The organism is Corynebacterium sp. MSK195 (genome assembly GCF_030228885.1).
In the GTDB taxonomy this organism is placed as follows: domain Bacteria; phylum Actinomycetota; class Actinomycetes; order Mycobacteriales; family Mycobacteriaceae; genus Corynebacterium.
Window position 1 is genome coordinate 55,951 of the sequence record NZ_JASPGT010000001.1, and the last position, 18,596, is coordinate 74,546.

At 58.7% G+C, this 18,596-nt stretch carries 19 protein-coding genes; 11 read left to right on the top strand and 8 right to left on the bottom strand.

All coding sequences use genetic code 11. The features are described 5' to 3' along the window. Positions 1-10: 10 nt before the first annotated feature. Positions 11-1,285 (bottom strand): galactokinase family protein, encoded by a 1,275-nt coding sequence (locus QP909_RS00270; RefSeq protein WP_284765716.1) that lies wholly within the window; start codon positions 1,283-1,285, stop codon positions 11-13. A 259-nt stretch (positions 1,286-1,544) separates the two neighbouring features. Between QP909_RS00270 and QP909_RS00275 the strand changes: the two genes are divergently transcribed. Beyond that, positions 1,545-1,733: a hypothetical protein gene (locus QP909_RS00275; protein ID WP_284765717.1), complete on the top strand. Its 189-nt coding sequence runs from the start codon at positions 1,545-1,547 to the stop codon at positions 1,731-1,733. A gap of 59 nt (positions 1,734-1,792) precedes the next feature. On the opposite strand, the gene QP909_RS00280 is transcribed toward QP909_RS00275, so the two are convergent. Both QP909_RS00280 and QP909_RS00285 read right to left on the bottom strand, forming a co-directional pair. Further along, positions 1,793-3,520 carry a CYTH and CHAD domain-containing protein gene (locus QP909_RS00280; RefSeq protein WP_284765718.1) on the bottom strand — a complete coding sequence of 576 codons (1,728 nt, stop codon included), beginning with the start codon at positions 3,518-3,520 and terminating at the stop codon, positions 1,793-1,795. Positions 3,521-3,653: 133 nt separating this feature from the next. Next, positions 3,654-4,712 (bottom strand): DUF2786 domain-containing protein, encoded by a 1,059-nt coding sequence (locus QP909_RS00285; RefSeq protein WP_284765719.1) that lies wholly within the window; start codon positions 4,710-4,712, stop codon positions 3,654-3,656. Positions 4,713-4,904: 192 nt separating this feature from the next. On the opposite strand from QP909_RS00285, the gene QP909_RS00290 reads away from it, so the two are divergent. The 6 genes from QP909_RS00290 (at position 4,905) to QP909_RS00315 (ending at position 11,305) form a co-directional block, all read left to right on the top strand. After that, entirely contained in the window at positions 4,905-6,242 is a 1,338-nt protein-coding gene (locus QP909_RS00290; protein WP_225746672.1) for a glutamine synthetase family protein, read from the top strand. Positions 6,243-6,249: 7 nt separating this feature from the next. Beyond that, the gene (locus QP909_RS00295) at positions 6,250-9,321 is read left to right on the top strand and encodes a bifunctional [glutamine synthetase] adenylyltransferase/[glutamine synthetase]-adenylyl-L-tyrosine phosphorylase (RefSeq protein ID WP_284765720.1); all 3,072 of its coding nucleotides are present in this window, start codon (positions 6,250-6,252) and stop codon (positions 9,319-9,321) included. Positions 9,322-9,418: 97 nt separating this feature from the next. Beyond that, positions 9,419-9,763 carry a Cgl2226 family protein gene (locus tag QP909_RS00300; RefSeq protein WP_284765721.1) on the top strand — a complete coding sequence of 115 codons (345 nt, stop codon included), beginning with the start codon at positions 9,419-9,421 and terminating at the stop codon, positions 9,761-9,763. 10 nt (positions 9,764-9,773) lie between these two features. Further along, entirely contained in the window at positions 9,774-10,223 is a 450-nt protein-coding gene (locus tag QP909_RS00305) for a hypothetical protein (RefSeq protein ID WP_239279126.1), read from the top strand. Positions 10,224-10,368: 145 nt separating this feature from the next. Further along, complete coding sequence (locus tag QP909_RS00310; protein ID WP_284765722.1) at positions 10,369-10,587, top strand: hypothetical protein; 219 nt, start codon at positions 10,369-10,371, stop codon at positions 10,585-10,587. Between the two features lie 10 nt (positions 10,588-10,597). Continuing rightward, positions 10,598-11,305 (top strand): AAA family ATPase, encoded by a 708-nt coding sequence (locus QP909_RS00315; RefSeq protein WP_284765723.1) that lies wholly within the window; start codon positions 10,598-10,600, stop codon positions 11,303-11,305. Between the two features lie 14 nt (positions 11,306-11,319). Here the strand turns inward: QP909_RS00315 and QP909_RS00320 are convergent, their stop codons facing one another. Next, positions 11,320-12,627: an MFS transporter gene (locus QP909_RS00320; protein WP_284765724.1), complete on the bottom strand. Its 1,308-nt coding sequence runs from the start codon at positions 12,625-12,627 to the stop codon at positions 11,320-11,322. Positions 12,628-12,666: 39 nt separating this feature from the next. On the opposite strand from QP909_RS00320, the gene thrC reads away from it, so the two are divergent. The 4 genes from thrC to QP909_RS00340 are packed head-to-tail and all read left to right on the top strand — an operon-like array spanning position 12,667 to position 15,645. Next, entirely contained in the window at positions 12,667-14,109 is a 1,443-nt protein-coding gene (thrC, locus tag QP909_RS00325) for a threonine synthase (RefSeq protein WP_284765725.1), read from the top strand. 3 nt (positions 14,110-14,112) lie between these two features. Continuing rightward, positions 14,113-14,259 (top strand): hypothetical protein, encoded by a 147-nt coding sequence (locus QP909_RS00330; RefSeq protein ID WP_204608261.1) that lies wholly within the window; start codon positions 14,113-14,115, stop codon positions 14,257-14,259. A gap of 10 nt (positions 14,260-14,269) precedes the next feature. After that, positions 14,270-15,070 (top strand): trypsin-like serine protease, encoded by an 801-nt coding sequence (locus QP909_RS00335; protein ID WP_284765726.1) that lies wholly within the window; start codon positions 14,270-14,272, stop codon positions 15,068-15,070. Positions 15,071-15,099: 29 nt separating this feature from the next. Then, on the top strand, positions 15,100-15,645 hold the full coding sequence (locus QP909_RS00340; protein ID WP_284765727.1) for an NUDIX hydrolase: 546 nt from the start codon (positions 15,100-15,102) through the stop codon (positions 15,643-15,645). A 2-nt stretch (positions 15,646-15,647) separates the two neighbouring features. Here QP909_RS00340 and QP909_RS00345 read toward each other — a convergent pair whose 3' ends face one another. The 4 genes from QP909_RS00345 to QP909_RS00360 form a co-directional block, all read right to left on the bottom strand. Next, entirely contained in the window at positions 15,648-16,022 is a 375-nt protein-coding gene (locus QP909_RS00345; RefSeq protein ID WP_284765728.1) for a hypothetical protein, read from the bottom strand. Then, positions 16,022-16,231, bottom strand: coding sequence for a hypothetical protein (locus QP909_RS00350; protein WP_284765729.1), 210 nt, complete (start codon positions 16,229-16,231; stop codon positions 16,022-16,024). Before QP909_RS00350 ends, QP909_RS00345 begins: the two co-directional genes overlap by 1 nt. Positions 16,232-16,249: 18 nt before the next feature. After that, positions 16,250-17,221, bottom strand: coding sequence for a TDT family transporter (locus tag QP909_RS00355; protein ID WP_284765731.1), 972 nt, complete (start codon positions 17,219-17,221; stop codon positions 16,250-16,252). Between the two features lie 173 nt (positions 17,222-17,394). Continuing rightward, the gene (locus tag QP909_RS00360; RefSeq protein WP_284765732.1) at positions 17,395-18,300 is read right to left on the bottom strand and encodes an Abi family protein; all 906 of its coding nucleotides are present in this window, start codon (positions 18,298-18,300) and stop codon (positions 17,395-17,397) included. Between the last annotated feature and the right edge of the window lie 296 nt (positions 18,301-18,596).

Consider the following 18,596-nt stretch of genomic DNA (forward strand, 5'->3'; position numbering starts at 1 on the left):
GGCAAGGCTCTTAGCCTTCGCCGCGGGCGGCCTCGCCTGGCTGCAGCTCGACGACGAGCAGTCCGTCTTCAGCCAAGTCAGCTGCGAAATTGTGCGCGCTTTTCGCCGGAACATAAGCGATGACCGCGTTCGAGGTGCCGGCATGCGCCGAGCGACCCGCAACAGCACCGCGAACCGTGACCAACTCGGCGAGTTTTTCTGCCGAATCCAAGCCGTAGATATTGGCCAAGGAAGACTGCGACTGCAACAGGATAGGGAAGAGCTCCGCGCCGCGGTGCGAGCGCAGGCAGCGCGCAAACTTTTCTACGCGCTCAGTTTCTTCCTCATAAAAGGCCATCCACTCCGTGGCGGCGCTGATGCTCGGGCGGCCGTCCTCGCCGTAGACCTTGTGCACGGCCTTGAGCCAGTCTAGGACGCGCTGTTGGGCGTCGGGAAGCAAGCGCAGCGAATCGGTGCCGAAGGAGTGGCACGCATCATCGATAAAGCGCTGGCGCTGGCGGATATCGGCGATGGCCCTTTCCTCCTGCGCGGAAAAATCCTCAGGCACCGCCACCGCAAAGACGGACATCTCGCGCCCCACCACATGCGGGGCGTGGGTGACCGAACCATCGGCGTAGTCCATGATGCACACGCCCTCACCCGTGCTGCGCAGCGCTGCGCTGTGGCGTGCGCGCAGTGGCGGTCGCGCTGCGAAGGCAGAAACGGCCTGTGTGCATACATCAGCCACCCGGGCCCTCAACGGTGCATCGAGATCCGCATCTGCGCCCATGAGCGCTAGCGCCACCGCGACGTCCGCAGCGGCATCCGCGCCTACACCCGCGCCCTCTGGAATATCGGAGGCGATGGTGATATCCGCACCGGCCGTCTCTCGGGAGAGCAACTGACGATTAATCATCGTGTGGACAATGCCACCTACGCGGGCCGCCAACCCACCTTGTGGTGCCGGCGGAATAACTGGCTGGCCTTCCGCATCCGTGGTGGGCTGTTGCGCCGTTGCCAGCTCTGCCAGCGCCTGCAGGCTAATCGAGTCATGGGCAGTCTCGCCCTGAGCTGGGTGGAAATGTACGGCCACCACGCCGTCGGTGCGCGGGCTTACCGCCGCTGCAGCGCGCAACTTTCCCACACACATGGCGACAATGCCGCCGAAGTGATCAATATGTTCACCAATGAGGGACCACGTTGCCGGCGCGCTGGCGGTATGCGTTGGAGCGCTGCCTGTGAGTTCGGTATGTGCTCGGGCGGCGCGCTCGGCTACGGGCTCTGCAGGCGTTGACCACAGTGGCATGGGTGCTAAAGCTCCTTTTCCAGGTTCTGGGACCAGTAGTCTTCGTTGCCCCACACACGCGGCGGTGCGTTTAAAGCAACGAACGCCCGCCACCTTTGTGCGCGGTGGCGGGGAATACGACATGGAATCGTATAAAAGAAATGTGCTGCCCCACATTCTAGCGGGCAGCGGTGAGACAGCGTAGGTAGTGTGGGCAGAAACCATATCAGCGGCAGCAGTCAGCCGGTGCCGTTGATGCAACGACTGAGAGGATAGTTTCATGAGCGATGCAGACCAGAAGTGGTTCTTTGATCCCGCCACTAAGGAAGTCAGCCAAGGCAAGACCTCTGGCTGGGAGAATCGGATGGGCCCGTATGACACCCGCGAAGAGGCAGAAAACGCCATCGAAATCGCCCAAGCCCGCAATGATGCGGCAGATGCCGCAGACGAAGAAGATGGCTGGAAGTAACTAACTCCCAGCCATCTCTTTTAAAGCCGTGTTTCCCGGCACCTACCCGGGGAGCGCGGCTACTTTAGTTTCTTGCGCAGCGGCTTAAACGCGGCCTTGATGTCTTTGAAAGACTCGGCGTAATCATCAAGGGCCTTTAGGCCAATGGTTCGCTCGCGCTGGTAAAGCAGGCCGTAGCCAAAGGTATTTTCCCCACGGCGGCGAGCGGACCCTGCCAGCTCGAGCAGCTTATCGCGCGAGGTCACGGAATCCTGGAAGTCACCGAGCACCGACTGCATCTGCTTGCAGGCTTTGTAGAGACGCTTGGTCTTGAGGTTGGTAGCAGAACCAGCTGCTTCAGCTGCATAGCGCAGCTTCTTTGCTGCCTTGCGCATATCGTGGAAATAATCCTCGCGCTCGTGCAGGGACAATTCCTGGTTATCCCAGTTCTCCACGGCCTTCTTATGGCGTTTGACCAGCTTGTTATAGGCCTTTTCAAGGTGCTGCGCCATCACGGTATCCATGTCGGCGGACTTGGCCTTGGACTTCTTTTCCTCCGGCTTGTGCTCGGACTTGTCCGCAGCAGGCGCGCTGTCCTCGCTGGATTCGGTAGGGGTAGCGGCGTCCTCTTCCGCAGAGGACGGCTCCTCCGCTTCGCTAGCTACCGGAGCGGACTCTTGTTGCTTATCGGCCGTTGGTGGATCAGCGAGAAGACGGTCCAGGGATTCCAGCAATTCGAGGTAACGCTCGGAATCCAGGGCTGCGATAACGCGGCGGTGCGCGCGGCGGTAGGCGTTTCCCATATCCTGCGCAATGTGCTCGCGGGTGGAGTCATCCAAGGTGTCAGAATCTTCGGACTCCAGCAGCTTCTGCCAGCGCTCTTCTACAACTTCCGCATCTCGAGCAACGCCCAAAATGCCGGCAAGCTCCTTGAGCTCGGCTTCGATCTTGTCGATTTCTGGGCCGACAACGATGCCATGGAAGGTCTGCAGGTGGCTGCGCAGTTCGCGGGTGGCGACACGCATCTGGTGAACCGAGTCCCACTCATCGCGGCGCACGCGCGGGTCATAATCAACTAGTTTGTCGCGGTTGGCTTGGAGTGCGGTGATGACGGCCGCGGCAGGGGAGTCTGGGTCCACATCCGGCGATACCAGGGCTGGAGGCAGCGGGGCATTGGCGTAAGAATCGCCCAAAGCGGATTTCAGCTTGGATGGGGAGGAAGAAACGCGCGCACCGGCACCGATAAGCAAGGAAGTGGCACGGCGAATGATTTGCGTACCTTCCTCAGTGCCAGGAAGCTCACCGGCGAGCTCTACTTCCCACTCGCGCCACGACTGCTGCTGGCCACCTGGAAGGAAGGAAAAGGCGGTGACGTGGTCATCGCAGAATTCTGCTACCGGTTTATTGTCGGCATCCGCTAGGACCATCTCGGTGCGCTTGTTGTCTACTTGAGCAATCGGGGTGAGTTCGTTGTGGCGGATAATGGAGCGGACCTGGTGGAGAAGCTCCTCAGGTACTTCGTAGCGGCCATCTACAGGTTCTTCCAGCTCGGCGTGGATTTCAGTGCGGCCAGCCTCGCTAGGAATCTTGATATGCCAGCCATCATCATTACCACCGGTGCGACGGCGGAGGGTGACCTTTGCATGGGTGAGGCGGAGGTCTTCGGTGTCGTAGTAGATGGCAGAAAGCGCGTGGTGGCGCGTGTCTGCAACGTGGTCAACTCCCTCGAGGCGGGTCAGTTCAGGGAGCTGAGTGGACTCGGCTACGGAGAATTTCGCTTCAACTTCGAGAAAAGACTGTGTAGACATTCACGTACCTTTTACTTTCTAGACCAATATCTCACCGGTGATCCTACCCGTTAAGCATTCGTTTCGGTGTCGCTCCTCGCCCCCGTTCGCTAGCAGGGAACGGGAGGGAAGAATGGCCTTGAGCAGGGCAAAATTACTGCGTAATTTCTGGAACCGAACCGATCCCGGAAGCATCGCCGCCAAAGTGAGATTTATCGGCAGCGGCAATGCCATCGTTAATGCCGTGCATGCTGTTCATGGAAAGCGACATTTCCGTCAGGTTGGGGAAAAGACGATTGCGAGTGTCGATGGCATGATCGGTGCGCGCCTGCAACGCCGGAAGGGTTTGGGTAGCTACAGTCTCTGCATGGTGTGAGCAGTACTGGGATTCCCGCAGGTTATCTGCGATTCCATCCTCATTTGCTTGAGTGAGCAGTTCACCGATGCGGGCGGCATAAGAGAGCCGGAAGCTACGGCGATAAGCGGCGGTAGAGCCCGTAGCGCGGGCAATTTCTGCGCCGTCACCATTGCGCATGAACCAATCGCATTGACGGTTGAGGGAGGCAAAAAGGTCGGCGCAATGGGCGGCGTCGGCAGGAGCGCCAATCACACAGGCTAAACCCTTGTCATGAATCAGGAGAGTGGTGCATCCATTGGCGTCAGAGATGGTGCTTAATAGGGAAGCCTGGTGCTTGATATACGGCGGGTGGATGTGCACGCGGTGGGAAATGAGATGAGGCAGCTCGGAAGTAAGCAGGTCTTCGATGCGATACTTCTGCTGCAGGGACTGCGCCTTAGAAATGAGAACCTCGGCCTCATCCTCAAAGCTGGTAGATTCCGCTTTCCGTAAAAGGCCTAGAACCTTCTCGCGGATTTTGCGTTGCTTATCGCTGAGCCCGTCCTCCCGCAAGGATTCGCCGGAGGCTAAAAGCTCGGTATCGCGCAGCTTCGGTAGGTGAATGAGCTCTTTAATAATGGCGCGCAACTTATCGCGGGGAATGAAGTTTTCCTGCGGAGGGGCCATCTGTAGCCATGCTTTGCGCAGCGCAGGGGAGGTAATTCGTGCCGGCACATGGGGGCTTGCACGGTAAATAATCGGGTAGGCGTGCGGGCCTAAGACGTGTTCTAAGTCCGCCGGCGCCCAGCCTTGTTGTGCGGCGGTGACGAGGCGTTCGATTACGTGAGCAGAAAGGTCATCGCAGTGGGTGGTCATAAAGATTCGTCCTTTAAGAGGTGTACGTGTGTTCGCTTGCCCACTTAGCAAAGCATGCGCTGGAGCTGGCTCCTGCCGGAAAATCCCCCACTGGCCACCCCCTAGATACTCTTGCGACCTGCACATTTCGCCCCGGAAAAACTGTCGCATGAACTGCACATCCCTCGGGGGAGAGCCGGTAAGGTCTAAAGCATGAATAGCCAACACGAATTTGTCTTGCGCACCGTTGAGGAACGCGATATCCGCTTTATCCGCCTGTGGTTTACGGATATTCTGGGCGCCCTTAAATCCGTGGTCATGAGCCCGTCCGAATTGGAATCGGCCTTTGAAGAAGGTGTTGGCTTTGATGGTTCTTCCGTAGAGGGCTTTTCTCGCATTTCTGAGTCTGACACCATCGCCCTGCCAGATCCCTCCACCTTCCAGATTCTGCCCTTTGATATGGATGAGCCGGACCTGCAATCGGCCCGCATGTTTTGCGATATCGCACAGCCAGACGGCCAGCCCTCCATGGTGGACCCGCGCCATATCCTGCGCCGCCAGGTCACCGAGGCCGCCAACGATGGATTTACCTGCATGGCTTCGCCTGAAATCGAGTTCTATCTTTTCGAGCGCGGCCGCGAACTCACAGACTTGGTACCGACGGATAATGGCGGTTACTTCGACCAAGCAACGCACGATACCGCCCCGCTTTTCCGCAGGAAGGCAATGCTAGCGCTGGAATCGCTGGGAATCGCCACGGAGTTTAGCCACCACGAAACCGCGCCGGGCCAGCAAGAAATTGATCTGCGCCATGCGGACGTGCTCACCATGGCCGATAACATCATGACCTTCCGTCACGTGATCAAGCAGGTGGCCACCAACTCCAACGTGCGCGCCACCTTTATGCCCAAGCCCTTCGAGCACCTGCCGGGCTCTGGCATGCACACCCACTTGAGCCTTTTTGAAGGCCAATCCAATGCTTTCCACGATCCGGATGATGAATTCTCTTTGTCCCAGACCGGCCGCCAGTTCATCGCCGGCATCTTGGAGCACTCTACGGAGATGTCCGCGATTGTGAATCAATGGACCAATTCTTATAAGCGCCTGATGTTCGGCAACGAGGCGCCGGGCGCAGCCACCTGGGGAGTATCGAATCGCTCCGCGCTGGTCCGCGTTCCCACCTACCGGCTTACCAAGGAAGAATCGCGCCGGGTAGAAATCCGCTCCATTGATGCCTCGATGAACCCCTACCTGGGCTATGCGGTGCTACTAGCAGCAGGCCTGCGAGGCATCCGCGAGGGCTACGAGCTCGATGAACCGGCCGAAGACGATGTCCACCAGCTCACCCGCCGCGAGCGCCGGGCAATGGGCTATAAGGATCTACCCACCAGCCTGGATCAGGCCTTGCGAGAATTTGAAAAATCCGAGTTCATGGCAGAAGTCCTGGGCGAGCATGTCTTTGAATTCTTCCTGCGCTCCAAGTGGGATGAGTGGCATCACTATCAGAGCCAAATCACCACCTTTGAGCTGCGCAATAACCTGAATTTCTAGGAGAAAAATGCGTCCTGCTGCTGTGCCTTCACCGGCCACACTAGGTCTTACCCGCCCGCATGCTGCGCAGGATATTGAGCAGCTGGGGTGGAAGAATCCGGAATCAGCCGATCTGTTGTGGACCCTCGCTGCCGTGGGGGATCCAGACCTGGCTCTCAATAATCTGATCCGCATCTATGAACAAGCCCCAGAGCTAGATGATGCCGTGCGGTCCAATGAAACTTTGCGTGTGCGCCTCTTCGCCTTGCTGGGGGCGTCGACCGCCTTTGGCGATCACCTCGCGGCACACCCTGAACTGTGGCGAGAATTAGAAAAACCCCTTCCGCAGCCCGAAGAGATGCTGCAAAGCTTGCTTGGGGCCGTCGATGCCCAGCCTGCGGACTTTGCTCAGGACTTGGACCGGCCCGATCCGGCGCGCGAGGACTTGAGTGCGGCGGGCACTTACCGCGCTGGCGAGGGTGAGCATAAGAAGGCGCTGCGCACGACCTACCGCACTTTGATGATGCGCATTGCCGCCTGCGATGTGGCGGGCACCTTCCATTCGCGCAAGGGCCAGTCCAGGCTGCAGCCGGAGGTAGGATTCCGCCAGATTACGGCGCTGACCACCGCGCTTGCCGACGCCGCCCTAACCGCCTCCCTTGCCTGCAGCGTGCGCACCATCTACGGTGATGACCCCTTGGATGCACAACTGGCAGTCATGGCAATGGGCAAGTGTGGCGCAGGCGAGCTGAACTATATCTCCGATGTGGACGTCATCTTCGTTGGCAGCGAGGCAACCCCTAGGGCCACGCGGCTGGCGGCGGAGTTTAATCGCATTGGATCCACCACCTTTTTCGAGGTGGATGCCAACCTGCGCCCGGAGGGAAAGTCGGGTGCGTTGGTGCGCACTTTGGAATCCCACGTGGCCTACTACAAGCGATGGGCGGAGACGTGGGAATTCCAGGCGCTCCTTAAAGCGCGCGCTATGACGGGCTACCTCCCACTAGGCCAGGACTATTTGGACCAGATTCGCCCGATGGTGTGGACGGCGTCGCAGCGCGAGTCTTTTGTTGAGGACGTACAGGCCATGCGCCGCCGTGTGCTGGCCAATGTTCCCGCAGAGCTCAAACACCGCGAGCTGAAGCTAGGCGTGGGCGGCCTGCGCGATATCGAATTTGCTGTCCAGCTCTTGCAGTTGGTGCATGGTCGCTCTGATGAGACGCTGCGCGCGCTTTCCACGGTGGAGGCGCTGGAAGCGCTGATTTCAGCGGGGTACGTCGGCCGGGAGGACGGCACCCAGCTCATTGAAGCCTATGAGTTTTTGCGCCTGCTTGAGCACCGTCTGCAATTGGAGCGCTTCCGCCGCACGCACACGCTGCCGGAAAAGGACGATGAAGAGGGGATGAAGTGGCTGGCGCGCATCGCCGGCTTTTATCCGCAGGGCACCAAGTCGGCGGCCGAGCGCATGCTATCGCACCTGCGCCGAATCCGTCTGCGGATCTCCGAGCTGCACTCGCGCCTATTCTACCGGCCGCTGCTTAATTCCGTGGTCACCATGTCCGCCGATGAGCTCAAGCTTTCGCCGGAGGCCGCCAAGCTGCAGCTGGCCGCGTTGGGCTATAACCACCCCGACCGCGCATTCGAGCACCTGACCTCCTTGGCGGCGGGAACCTCGCGCAAGGCACGCATCCAGGCGATTTTGCTGCCTACCTTGATGGAATGGCTGGCTGATACCGCAGACCCCGATATGGGTCTGTTGAACTATCGCAAGCTCTCGGAGGCCGCGAACGATAGGTCATGGTTCTTGCGCATGCTGCGCGATGAAGGAATTGTGGGCCAGCGGCTCATGCACATTTTGGGTACCTCGCCGTTTACTTCTGATCTGATTATTAGCGCGCCGGATTCGGTTAAGCAGCTTTCCGACGGCGCCACTGGCCCCAAACTGCTAGAAACCAAGCCCGAACAGGTTTCCAAGGCGCTGGTCAATTCCAGCAAGCGCCACGCCGACCCGGATAAAGCGGTGGCGGTGGCGCGCTCGTTGCGCCGAGTCGAGCTGGCCCGCATCGCCAGTGCGGATTTGCTGGGCTTCATGCCGGTCAAGCAGGTGTGTCACGAGCTTTCCACAATTTGGGATGCTGTCCTTGAGGCTGCACTTCGCGCCGAGGTGCGTGCGTGGCGCCTGGCTAACGAGGACGCTGAGCCGCCAGCGCGCATCGCCGTCATTGGCATGGGCCGTTTGGGAGGCATGGAGCTGGGATTTGGCTCAGATGCGGATGTGCTCGTCGTAGCAGAACCTAGCGAACCGGCCGGTGACTCTGGTGCGGAAGGGGAAGCCGTGAAGTGGGCCATCGGGATCGTCGATAAGCTTCGGCGCCGCCTGTCTAAGCCTTCGGGCGACCCGCCACTGGACGTCGATTTGGGCCTACGCCCAGAGGGCCGCTCTGGTGCGGTGGCACGCACCATCTCCTCCTATGAGCGTTACTACCGCGAGTGGGGCGAATCTTGGGAGCTGCAGGCTTTGTTGCGCGCGGCCTTCGTGGCTGGCGATAGGGAAGTAGGCGAGCGATTTATGTCCATGGTCGATAGCTTCCGCTACCCTGAAGGCGGCGCGAGCGCCTCGACCATTCGCGATATCCGGCGCATGAAGGCGCGCGTGGACAATGAGCGCCTGCCGCGCGGCGCGGACCGCAATACTCATACCAAGCTGGGGCGCGGTGCGCTCTCAGATATTGAATGGACCGTACAGCTCCTGACCATGATGCATGCTCACGAGTATGCCCAACTGCACGATCCGTCCACACTGCGCGTGCTCGACGCCTTGGAGGAAAACGCAATCCTCTCTGCCGAGCAGGTCTCGGACCTGCGCGAAGCCTGGCTTATGGCTACCGACGCCCGCAATGCACTGGTGCTCGTGCGCGGCAAGCGCGTCGACCAGTTGCCCGGGCCCGGTCCGCAGCTGGCCCAAGTAGCCGGTGCCGCTGGCTGGCCGCCGGAGGATAACCAAGGGTTTCTAGAAAACTATCTGAAACTTACCCGCCATGCCCGGAAGGTTGTAGATGAGGTCTTCTGGGGCGAGGAGGAATCCTTCGAGCATTCTTAGAGTTAGCCTTGAAAGTCCCCGATGCGCGCACCACGGCCTTACTTTTTGCACTTTCGGGCTCTAAAGTGGGATGGGAACAAGAAAGGACTGGCTAGTTATGTCTTTTAAGCTGCAACTCGATGTGGACAACGCCACGGTGAGCGAACTATCCGCGCTGCTTTCTGCAGCGCGTGCCGCGGGCGTGCGCGATGGTGACGCCCTCCACCTTGATGGCACCACCTTGACCATCGAGGTCTCCACGCCCCGGGAGGACAAGCCAGCGCCGCCGCGCCCAGAATCAGCACCACACAATTCTCGCCAGGCCCCTCGCTCGTGGGGGCGCGCCGACCGCATAGGGGAGGCCACCATCCGCTCCATCATCGACGCCCTCAATGATCGCGGCGAGAACCCTCGCGGCAATGACTACGGTTCCTTCGGCGATAGCGCTGGTTACCATGGCTAAAATCAGCGGAGTGTATCGACATAAGCTCATCTACCTGTGGGCCTTTGTAGCCGTGGCCGTCATCGTGGCCATCGCTGTCGGGGTGTGGGCCACCAACCGCGATAATCCCCCCAAGGGGACGAAGACGGTGGGCGAGGCCGTGGCTGGTGGCGTAGTCCAAGAAGACATGCCCGCACAGGTCAATGGTGCTATCAAAGGCGATGATTCCACCGACGCCAACCGCGTGACCTCCTTGGCGAAGGCGCTGGGCATCCCGCTCAATTCCGTCCCGCGGGATATTACCCAGACTGAAAACGGCAAATCCGATGTGCGCGTCTACCTCGAGCGCGAGCTCAACAGTGCGGTGGAGTCTGGTGACATCAGCGAATCCGATGAAAAGGCAGTCCTCGTAGCATTTGAGCGAGGCCTTGTGATGCCGGCTAGCGATGGCATCGTAGCCGAGAGCTACCCGGCAAACTAGCCCTTTATTTCCTCGCGAACTGGGCGCGAAAATTCAGGCAACCCGCAGCTAGGCGGCATGGCCTTGGCAGTAATTCTTCCTAAGGTAAAACATCACAAATTGGTAACGGGCACGGTGCTCGGTGCCGAAGCCTCTGGAGGAGACTATGACTTTCAAGACCACGCTGTCGACCGCGGCGGGAGTACTCGCCGCCATTGCCATCCCCATCACCGGCGGGGTAGGGGTGGCCTATGCTGTCAATACCGTGCCGGCCGATACCATCGCCCAATCAGTTCCGGCCGGCGACTTAGGCGACCACCTGAAAAACTTTGGCGCGGCGGCAGCGCAAGAAGATGCGCTGCGCGTACTCGATGAACTGAATTAACCTAGGGCCCATGCTGGTTGATGCCCTAAGCCTGAAGTTTAAGCCCGATGACTACCGCGCCGAGCTGCCCGTCTTCGACTACTTAGTTGATTTGGGCAGCTTCAAGCTGCGAAGCCCTGTCACCGTCTTCGTAGGTGAAAACGGCATTGGCAAATCGAGCTTGCTCGCTGGCGTAGCTAGTGATTTGGGCTGTTCACCTGCGGGCGGCCGCATGGATGACCCAGATGAAATCGTTCCTCGCAGCCCCATTCGCTGCGATACGGAGGAAGTGATCCAGCGTGCCTATTTCCTGCGCGCCGAAAAGCACGAGTACTTGATTGAGCGTGGGGATTCAGCGGCCGAACGGGGCGGCCGTTCGACTCTTTCTCAGAACGTGGATTTGTCCCGCCGCTCGCACGGGCAATCCGTCTTTGACCTGCTCTATGAGCACATTAATGGCCAAGGTGTGTACATCCTGGATGAGCCAGAATCTGGGATGTCCGTTATCCGGCAACTGGCCCTCGTAGGGGAAATCGCCCAAGCGGTTGACCGCGGCGCACAGGTCATTATTGCCACGCACTCGCCGATTCTTCTGGCCTGCCCTGGTGCGGACATTGTGGAGCTCAACGATACTGGCTTTGAGCGCATCGCCTTCGACGAAGCGGAAGCCGTGGCGGCGACCCGGGAACTTTTGGCGGACCCCGAGGGGACCATTCGCTTTATCCTCAACCCAGAGTAATCAACCGAGAGTTTCTAGGAAACCTCCACGATGGTGACAGAAGGCCCGTCTTCGCCCGCGCGACGGCGAAGGAAGTGGGTGATGACCACACCAATCATGCCTACTACCCAAACGGCTAGCACCGCAGCCGCCGCGGCAGTGAAATCCGGCATGGAGTAATCAGGGGCGTCGGAGGAGTGGTCCAACACCATTCCGAAGAGCTGCGCGCCCAACATGCCGGAGGTAAACCCGCCCATATTTCCCAAGCCCGTGGCTGTGGCCACCACCGAGCGGTCCATGCGCTCACGCACGATATCGAAGCCATAGTTAGCCGTCGGCGTGCACAGCGCGGTAACGAAGGACACCACCAAAATTGCGACCACACCGCTGTCGGTCCCAAAGGTAAAGAAAATCAGCCAGGTCAGTACGTGAATTGCTACGAACCCGAGGCTAAGCCACGGGCGGACATGCTGCGCGCGGGAGGAAATTTTGCCGTGCAAGGGGCCGACGATGACCAAGAATACCGCCAGCAAGGTGAGAACCAGGCTGGACTTGGCCTTGGACATCTCCATGCCTTGGGTCATCATGGGCATGCCCCAGAGCATGACAAAGACGATGAGCGGGAGCATGCCGATGTAGTGGATGAAGTAAGCCTGCCAGGCCACCGGGGAGCGGAATACCGTTTTCAAGCGGGCGGGGATGCTGGTGGCCTGCGAGTTGGGTGGTTCCTTCTCCGTGGGAATAATGCCCAACTTTTCTGGTGAGTCTGCCACCGCCACGATGGCGGCGATGGCTACCAAGATGCCTACCGCGCCAAGGGTAACGAAGGCAGCGGTCCATCCGGCCGCACCCAGCAACCACAGGAAGGGCACCGCGGAAATGAACTGACCCATTTGCCCCAACGACGACGTCACCTGGGTGAACATGGGGGTGCGGTGCAGTGGGAACCAATAGGGCAGGATGCGCATCACGGAGAGAAATGCCGTGGCATCGCCCGCGCCGATGAGAACGCGCGCGGCAATGGCTACGCCATAGCTGGTGGTAAAGCCCAGTACCACTTGGCCAATGCCCATAATGACGGCGCCGACCACGAGGAGTAGGCGCGGGCCAAATTTATCAATCAAGATGCCGGTGGGGATTTGGGCTAGGGCATACACGCCCAACTGCACAGAGGTAAAGACCGCGATACGGCCGGCATCGACATCGAAGCGCTCAATGGCATCCAAACCGGCCACACCAAAAGAGGTACGGCCGGTAATCGCTACGAGGTAGACCGCCATGGCGGCTACCCAAATGCCTAAAGCCTGAGTGGTAATGACTTCTCGGGGATTCGGATGCGACATGGCTGATACCTTACGCCTTAACTACTAAGATTCTTTTGTGTGAAGTACATTTCGACCCGCGATACCGCCCGTCAGCCCGCATCTTTTACAGATATTCTCCTCGGCGGGCTTGCCCCCGATGGCGGTTTATACCTGCCTGAGAGCTACCCACAGCTAGATTCCGCCACTTTAAATTCATGGCGCAGGCTCCTAGCGGACAAAGGCTACGCGGCGCTTGCGGCCGAGGTACTTAAGCTTTTCATTGACGATATTCCATCGCAAGACATCGAGGATATCGCCGCGCGCGCCTACACCAGCCCCAAGTTTGCGGACCCGGAAATCGTTCCCGTCACCGAACTAGGTGAGGGCCTTTTCATCGGCCATTTATCCGAAGGACCTACTGCAGCATTTAAGGACATGGCCATGCAGCTTTTGGGTGAGCTCTTTGAATACGAGCTCGCCCGCCGCGGTGAGACCCTCAATATTCTGGGCGCCACTTCCGGCGATACGGGGTCCTCTGCAGAGTATGCGATGCGCGGGCGCCACGGCATTCGCGTCTTTATGCTCACCCCGGTCGGCCGAATGACGGCCTTCCAGCAGGCGCAGATGTTTGGGCTGGATGACCCGAATATCTTCAACATCGCTCTAGATGGCGTTTTCGATGATTGCCAGGATGTGGTCAAGGCGGTATCGGGAGACGCTGAATTTAAGGCCGCCTACCGCATTGGCGCGGTCAATTCCATTAACTGGGCACGGCTGATGGCCCAGGTGGTCTACTACATTTCCTGCTGGCTCAAGGTCACCGAAACTGCCGATCAGAAAGTTTCCTTTAGCGTTCCCACCGGTAACTTTGGCGATATCTGTGCCGGCCACATCGCTCGCCAGATGGGCCTTCCCATTGATCGTCTTATCGTGGCTACCAATGAAAATGATGTGCTGGATGAGTTCTTCCGCACCGGAAACTACCGGCCGCGTCCAGCCGCAGAGACCATGGCAACCTCTTCGCCGTCCATGGATATCTCGCGCGCCTCGAATTTTGAGCGCTTTGCGTTCGACTTGCTCGGCCGCGATGCAGCCGAAACCGCGGAGCTATTCGGCACCAAGGTGAAAGAGGGCGGCTTTAGCCTCGACCACGATAAGATTGCTGCTGCCCGCGAGGACTATGGTTTCCTGTCCGGTTCCTCCAGCCATGCCGATCGCCTAGCCACCATCAAGGACGTACACGAGCGCTTTGATTACCTGGCGGATCCGCACACGGCCGACGGCATCAAGGTGGCTTGTGGCGCACAGCGCGAGGGCGTAGAAACGCCCATCGTGTGTCTGGAGACCGCGCTGCCGGTGAAGTTTGCCGAGACCATCACGGAAGCCATCGGCTCTGCCCCTGAGCCGCCCGAGCGCTTTGCTGGCATCCTCGATGCTGAGCGGCACGTCAAGGACTTGCCTAATGATGCCGCGGCGGTCAAGGATTACATCACCACGTCGATTCAGAAAACGGAGGTTTAGACCATGGCCCTAGAAAATTTTGCCGGCCCGGAACACTACACCGAGTTTGATCCGGAAAAATTCATCCGCGATCTCAAAGCCCAGGCGGAGATGGATGCGGAAGAAGAGAACAAGGACAACGCCGGGGATGCGGACGCGGAGAGCAACTAGCGTCTTTGTAGTGTGCGCGGCCGCGTTCCTTGCAGCCTGCAGCCCGGTGCGGGGTGGGGAAGAACCGAGTTTCTCCGCGCTGTCGTACAAAAACCTCATTCCCAATGAGTCCTATTCTCCGGCCACGGCGCCGCTCGCGCCGGGCACCGCCTTGGATCTCTCCGGCGATGAACCGCGGCCGGGTGCCTACTTCAACTACCAGTCTTGTACCGCGGCATGGTCATTTACGCTTGCCGACGCCCGCACGATCGCCGTTACCGCTTCCCATTGCGGCAAACCCGGCGATAAGGTCTGGGCTGGAACCGCCGACGGCGACTTTAGCTACCCCGCCGAACCTATTGGCGAGGTCATCTACTCTGATTTCTATTCCGAAGACAGCCACGACCTCGATGTGGCCTTTATCGAGATCACCGGCAGCGCTGAGTACTACGTCCCCGGGGCGGTAGACAATAGCGTCGCCACCTCCCTGGCACACCTGCCGCATCAGGTGTGCAAGCTTGGCCGCATGACCGATGAGACCTGCGGCACGCTTTCCCACGATGCAGAGATGGCGCAGCTGAACTCGGAGGGACTCCAGCGGGATTCGCTTGCCGCTAGGGCGCGCGTATGCAGCACCAATGGTGACTCCGGTGGCCCGGTGTATGGCGAAGTAGAAGGAAAACAAACCATCGTGGGCGTGGTTTCCGGAACGACGCAGCGCCTCGAAGAGGGCCACACCTGCCAAACCACCCCGACGGACATGGAACTATCTTTCACGTTGGCCACCGATATCCAGCTTCTCGCTAAAAAGGTTTTGGGACCCATGGCCTAAGTGCGCCGCACTGGTCTACGCTAGGTGGCATGCCGACTCCAGATTTTATTGTTCAGCTGCGCGAAAAGATTGGCCACGATCAGATCTTTGTGCCAGCCTGCAGCGCCATCATCATCCGCGATGTTCCGGCAGACGCCGCGCTCTGGGAAGTCCCCTCCGTGCTCCTAGTAAAGCGTTCCGATAACGGTGCGTGGACCCCGGTGGAAGGAATCTGCGAGCCAGGCGAGGAAATTACCACCACCGCGCTGCGAGAAGTCAAAGAGGAAGTGGGGCTCGACGCCAAGGTGGAAGCCCTTTTGGGCGTGGGGCAGTCCGGGCCAGTGACCTACCCCAACGGTGATGAGTGCACCTTTATGGGAACGGCGCTGCGCGTATCAGTAGCAGATGGTGCAGAGCCGGTCATCAGCGATGAAGAAAATACCGAGGCAGGGTGGTTCTCCGTGGCAAAGCTTCCCGATAGCGTGTCGCGCCGCCACCGCCTCATGATTGCCGACGCCGTAGCGCAGATGAAACATCCCCGCGGTTTTGCCCCGCGCATGGGCTGGATGAAGCGCAGCGAGCAACCGGGACTGTAGGGCTAGTCTTCTGCGGCGTCGGCAAGCAGCCCGCACAACTGCTGCGGATCCTGGGCGGCGATGAGTACTTGTGCAATGCCATCGCGCGCATCGGCAATGTCGTCTTTGCTGCCGCAGGAAATCACGGTATCGCTGATAGTAAGCAAGAGCTTGCCGCGCCGGGCTAAGTCATAGAAGAGCGGGCAGTCTTGCGCGCCCCAGCGCCAGGCCGTGGCGTAGAAGTCCCGCGCGCCTGAGCCAAGCCACGACGTCTCCATCAGCAGGTGGCCGCGGCGCAGATAGATGCCGCCTCGCTGCAAGCCAGCGAGTACGTCTCTCACCGCAGCCAGGTTGGCGCGATCCCAGGCGATGAAGGTGATAGGGGAGCTATTATGCATCAGCGGCGCCGGCGACGGTTACCATCTGCGCGTCCACCGGAATAGGCGCGCACGGAATTCTCGCCGCCTTCGGGGCCCAAGTCATCTATGCCCCAGGAATCTTCCGCATAGATTGCGTATTCCCTGCTCCAGTGCTCGCGCCGCGGTCGGGCCTCACGCGTGCGGCGGTGTGTGCGGCGCTTGCCTCGTTCAAAGCTGGCGTCTCGCATAGTGGCTTAGCCTCCTTATTACCTTTCTGGCCCCGTCTTAATGAGTGGTTCTTCAGGGCCGGTTTCCTTCTTTCCTTCCCACACCCAGCTGAGGAAGCGGGTGGAGCACAGCATCCAGTGGGCGGTGAGGAGGACGGGGATGGTGAGCGCAATGGCGTCGATAAGCTCGGAGCCATTGACCAATGCCAGCTGGTGGCCGCCCATGCTCACAGTGCCCGGCGGGAACGTGCAGGACCACCACGCCGGGGAGTACGGAACCCACCGTGCCACATTGGGATAGAAGGTAAACATCGCGTAGATGGACAGCGGAATGGCGATAATAAGCGCCGTAACGCCGTAATAGATGGAGACCGGGCCGGGGAAGAGGATCTGCATTGCCGTGGTGGACTGGCCCACCACGCCTAGCGGAACCCATGCGGTGGCCGATTTCGCGCCGGTGAAATCCACCTTGCCGTGCCATGCGGCCCAATACACGCGGGCGAAGGTGGGCACCGCCGTCACCAGGGACATGAAGAAAAATACCGTACCCATCACGTGGTAGAGCGGGCCGTAATCATTAGCCAGCCAACCGGAAACGGAAGCCGAAATCATAGGGCCGACCAGTGGCAAGCCCCAAGTGAACCTCGGTTCGCCATCAAAGCGCGTGAGCTGGATAGCCCACGTAATAACGGTAACCGGACCACCGATCCAAAAGCCCACGAGACGGAAGGTAGGGATATCCGTCAGACCGGAAAGCGCGGCACCGAGCGCCAAGATTCCGATGAAAAACATCGACCACTCCGCCATAGTGGTGCGCTCAAAACTAGGATGGCGGTAGCGCAAGAAGCCCGCGGTGAGAACGACAAAGATGACGCACGCGATGGCGGCAAAAATGCCGGCCAAGATCATCAATCCTTCTTCCACGAGCAGGCGCGAAACGATGGAGGTGCCCATGAGGCTGCCTCCCCACGCGGGGCCAGGGGCCGGGAGTTGGCGGAATCTATCAGTCACACCCACATGTTAATTTCTTTCGGTCGGGTTATCAGAATTCTGTTGTCGTTTTTACTGGTGAGAACTCTCAACTGGCGCTGAATTAGGGGCAGGGGTCAAGACTTTAAGGATATGTGGCCGGGGTCGCATGAAAAGGGCCCAGAATACCATTGTGTGTTCATGCACCAAGAGGGCTATGAATGATGAGGATTCGCTATACCTTGGTGGAAAGCCGGAGTTCGTTTGACCAGCTCTATATACTCATCCAAAAATCCAACCCACGAATTAGTAAGAAAGAGAAAGTTATCAAGGGCTACAATTACTGCCAGTAGTGAGTTCTCGCCATAATTTCGACCTAAAACTTTCTCAGCACGCCGTTTCGTAGCACTAGAAACTGAAGGTTGGTCCAAAACGAAACTGTTCCATAACCGAGCTGAGTGAGCGCATTTATTTCTCACGAAGGTAAAAGAGCGCAATTGGCGCGCTAAGTATTGTTTCTTTACGCCAAGAATGGAACAAGTCTTTGCGTAAACTCGGTTGTCATCGTTTCGGAAGCTTATTGCTTTCGACAACGTACCAAAGGACAATGCCTCGACTGCCACCCAAATTGGAACATCGTAAACCCACCTTTCAGTGTCGGCCCCTGAGTCCTTTTGGTATTTATGGAGGTATGGTTCCTTAGACCGCTTGAGCTCACTGATAATTAGATCGTGTGTGGGCGGCATGGCCGGATTTGGTGGGCGCCGGTACGCAGTGGGCTGAAGATACTTCTCATAAGGAGAATGGATTTCACCTTCGCTGAGAGCAAAGGCCGTCCTGGCTGCAAGCTCTGCTTCTTGGAGCCCGCGGAGTAGGAGAGAACGAAGTTCGAAGTCCAACCGGTAGATATTAACTATTTCATCCCACTGGGTGCCAGGAAAGAATTTGGCTTCGTCACCGGCTAAGTTTTCTTGGAAGTACCGCATGTAGCCCGAAAAGCGGTAATAGTTTTGACGCTCAAGGAAATCTTTAGCAGATTTTTCGGAAGGAAGAATTAACCCACGGCGTTGAATTAAACTGACTTGCTCTTCAATGCTAAGGAACTTCTTCCTGCGGTTCATTGCTTCAGAATAGCAAAGCCCCCCTCTCATATTGAGCTGTTCCTATGGGAAGCTTGGAGGGGGTATCGATTGACTAAAGTATAGCTCAAAATGCGCAATCTTAGTAATCATTTGCGCAAGGTTTTGCTCAAGTGCCATGCATTTGAAAACGCTGCGATAGTCAAACAACAAGGAGTGGGGCACCGCCAAGAACCAAGGACGCTTGTCAATGTTGGGTGCAAAACTTCTGAAGCCAAAGTGCACATAGATCTGCAAAGCCCCCAATCGGCACTCAGCAATTAGGGAGCCTAGGAAGG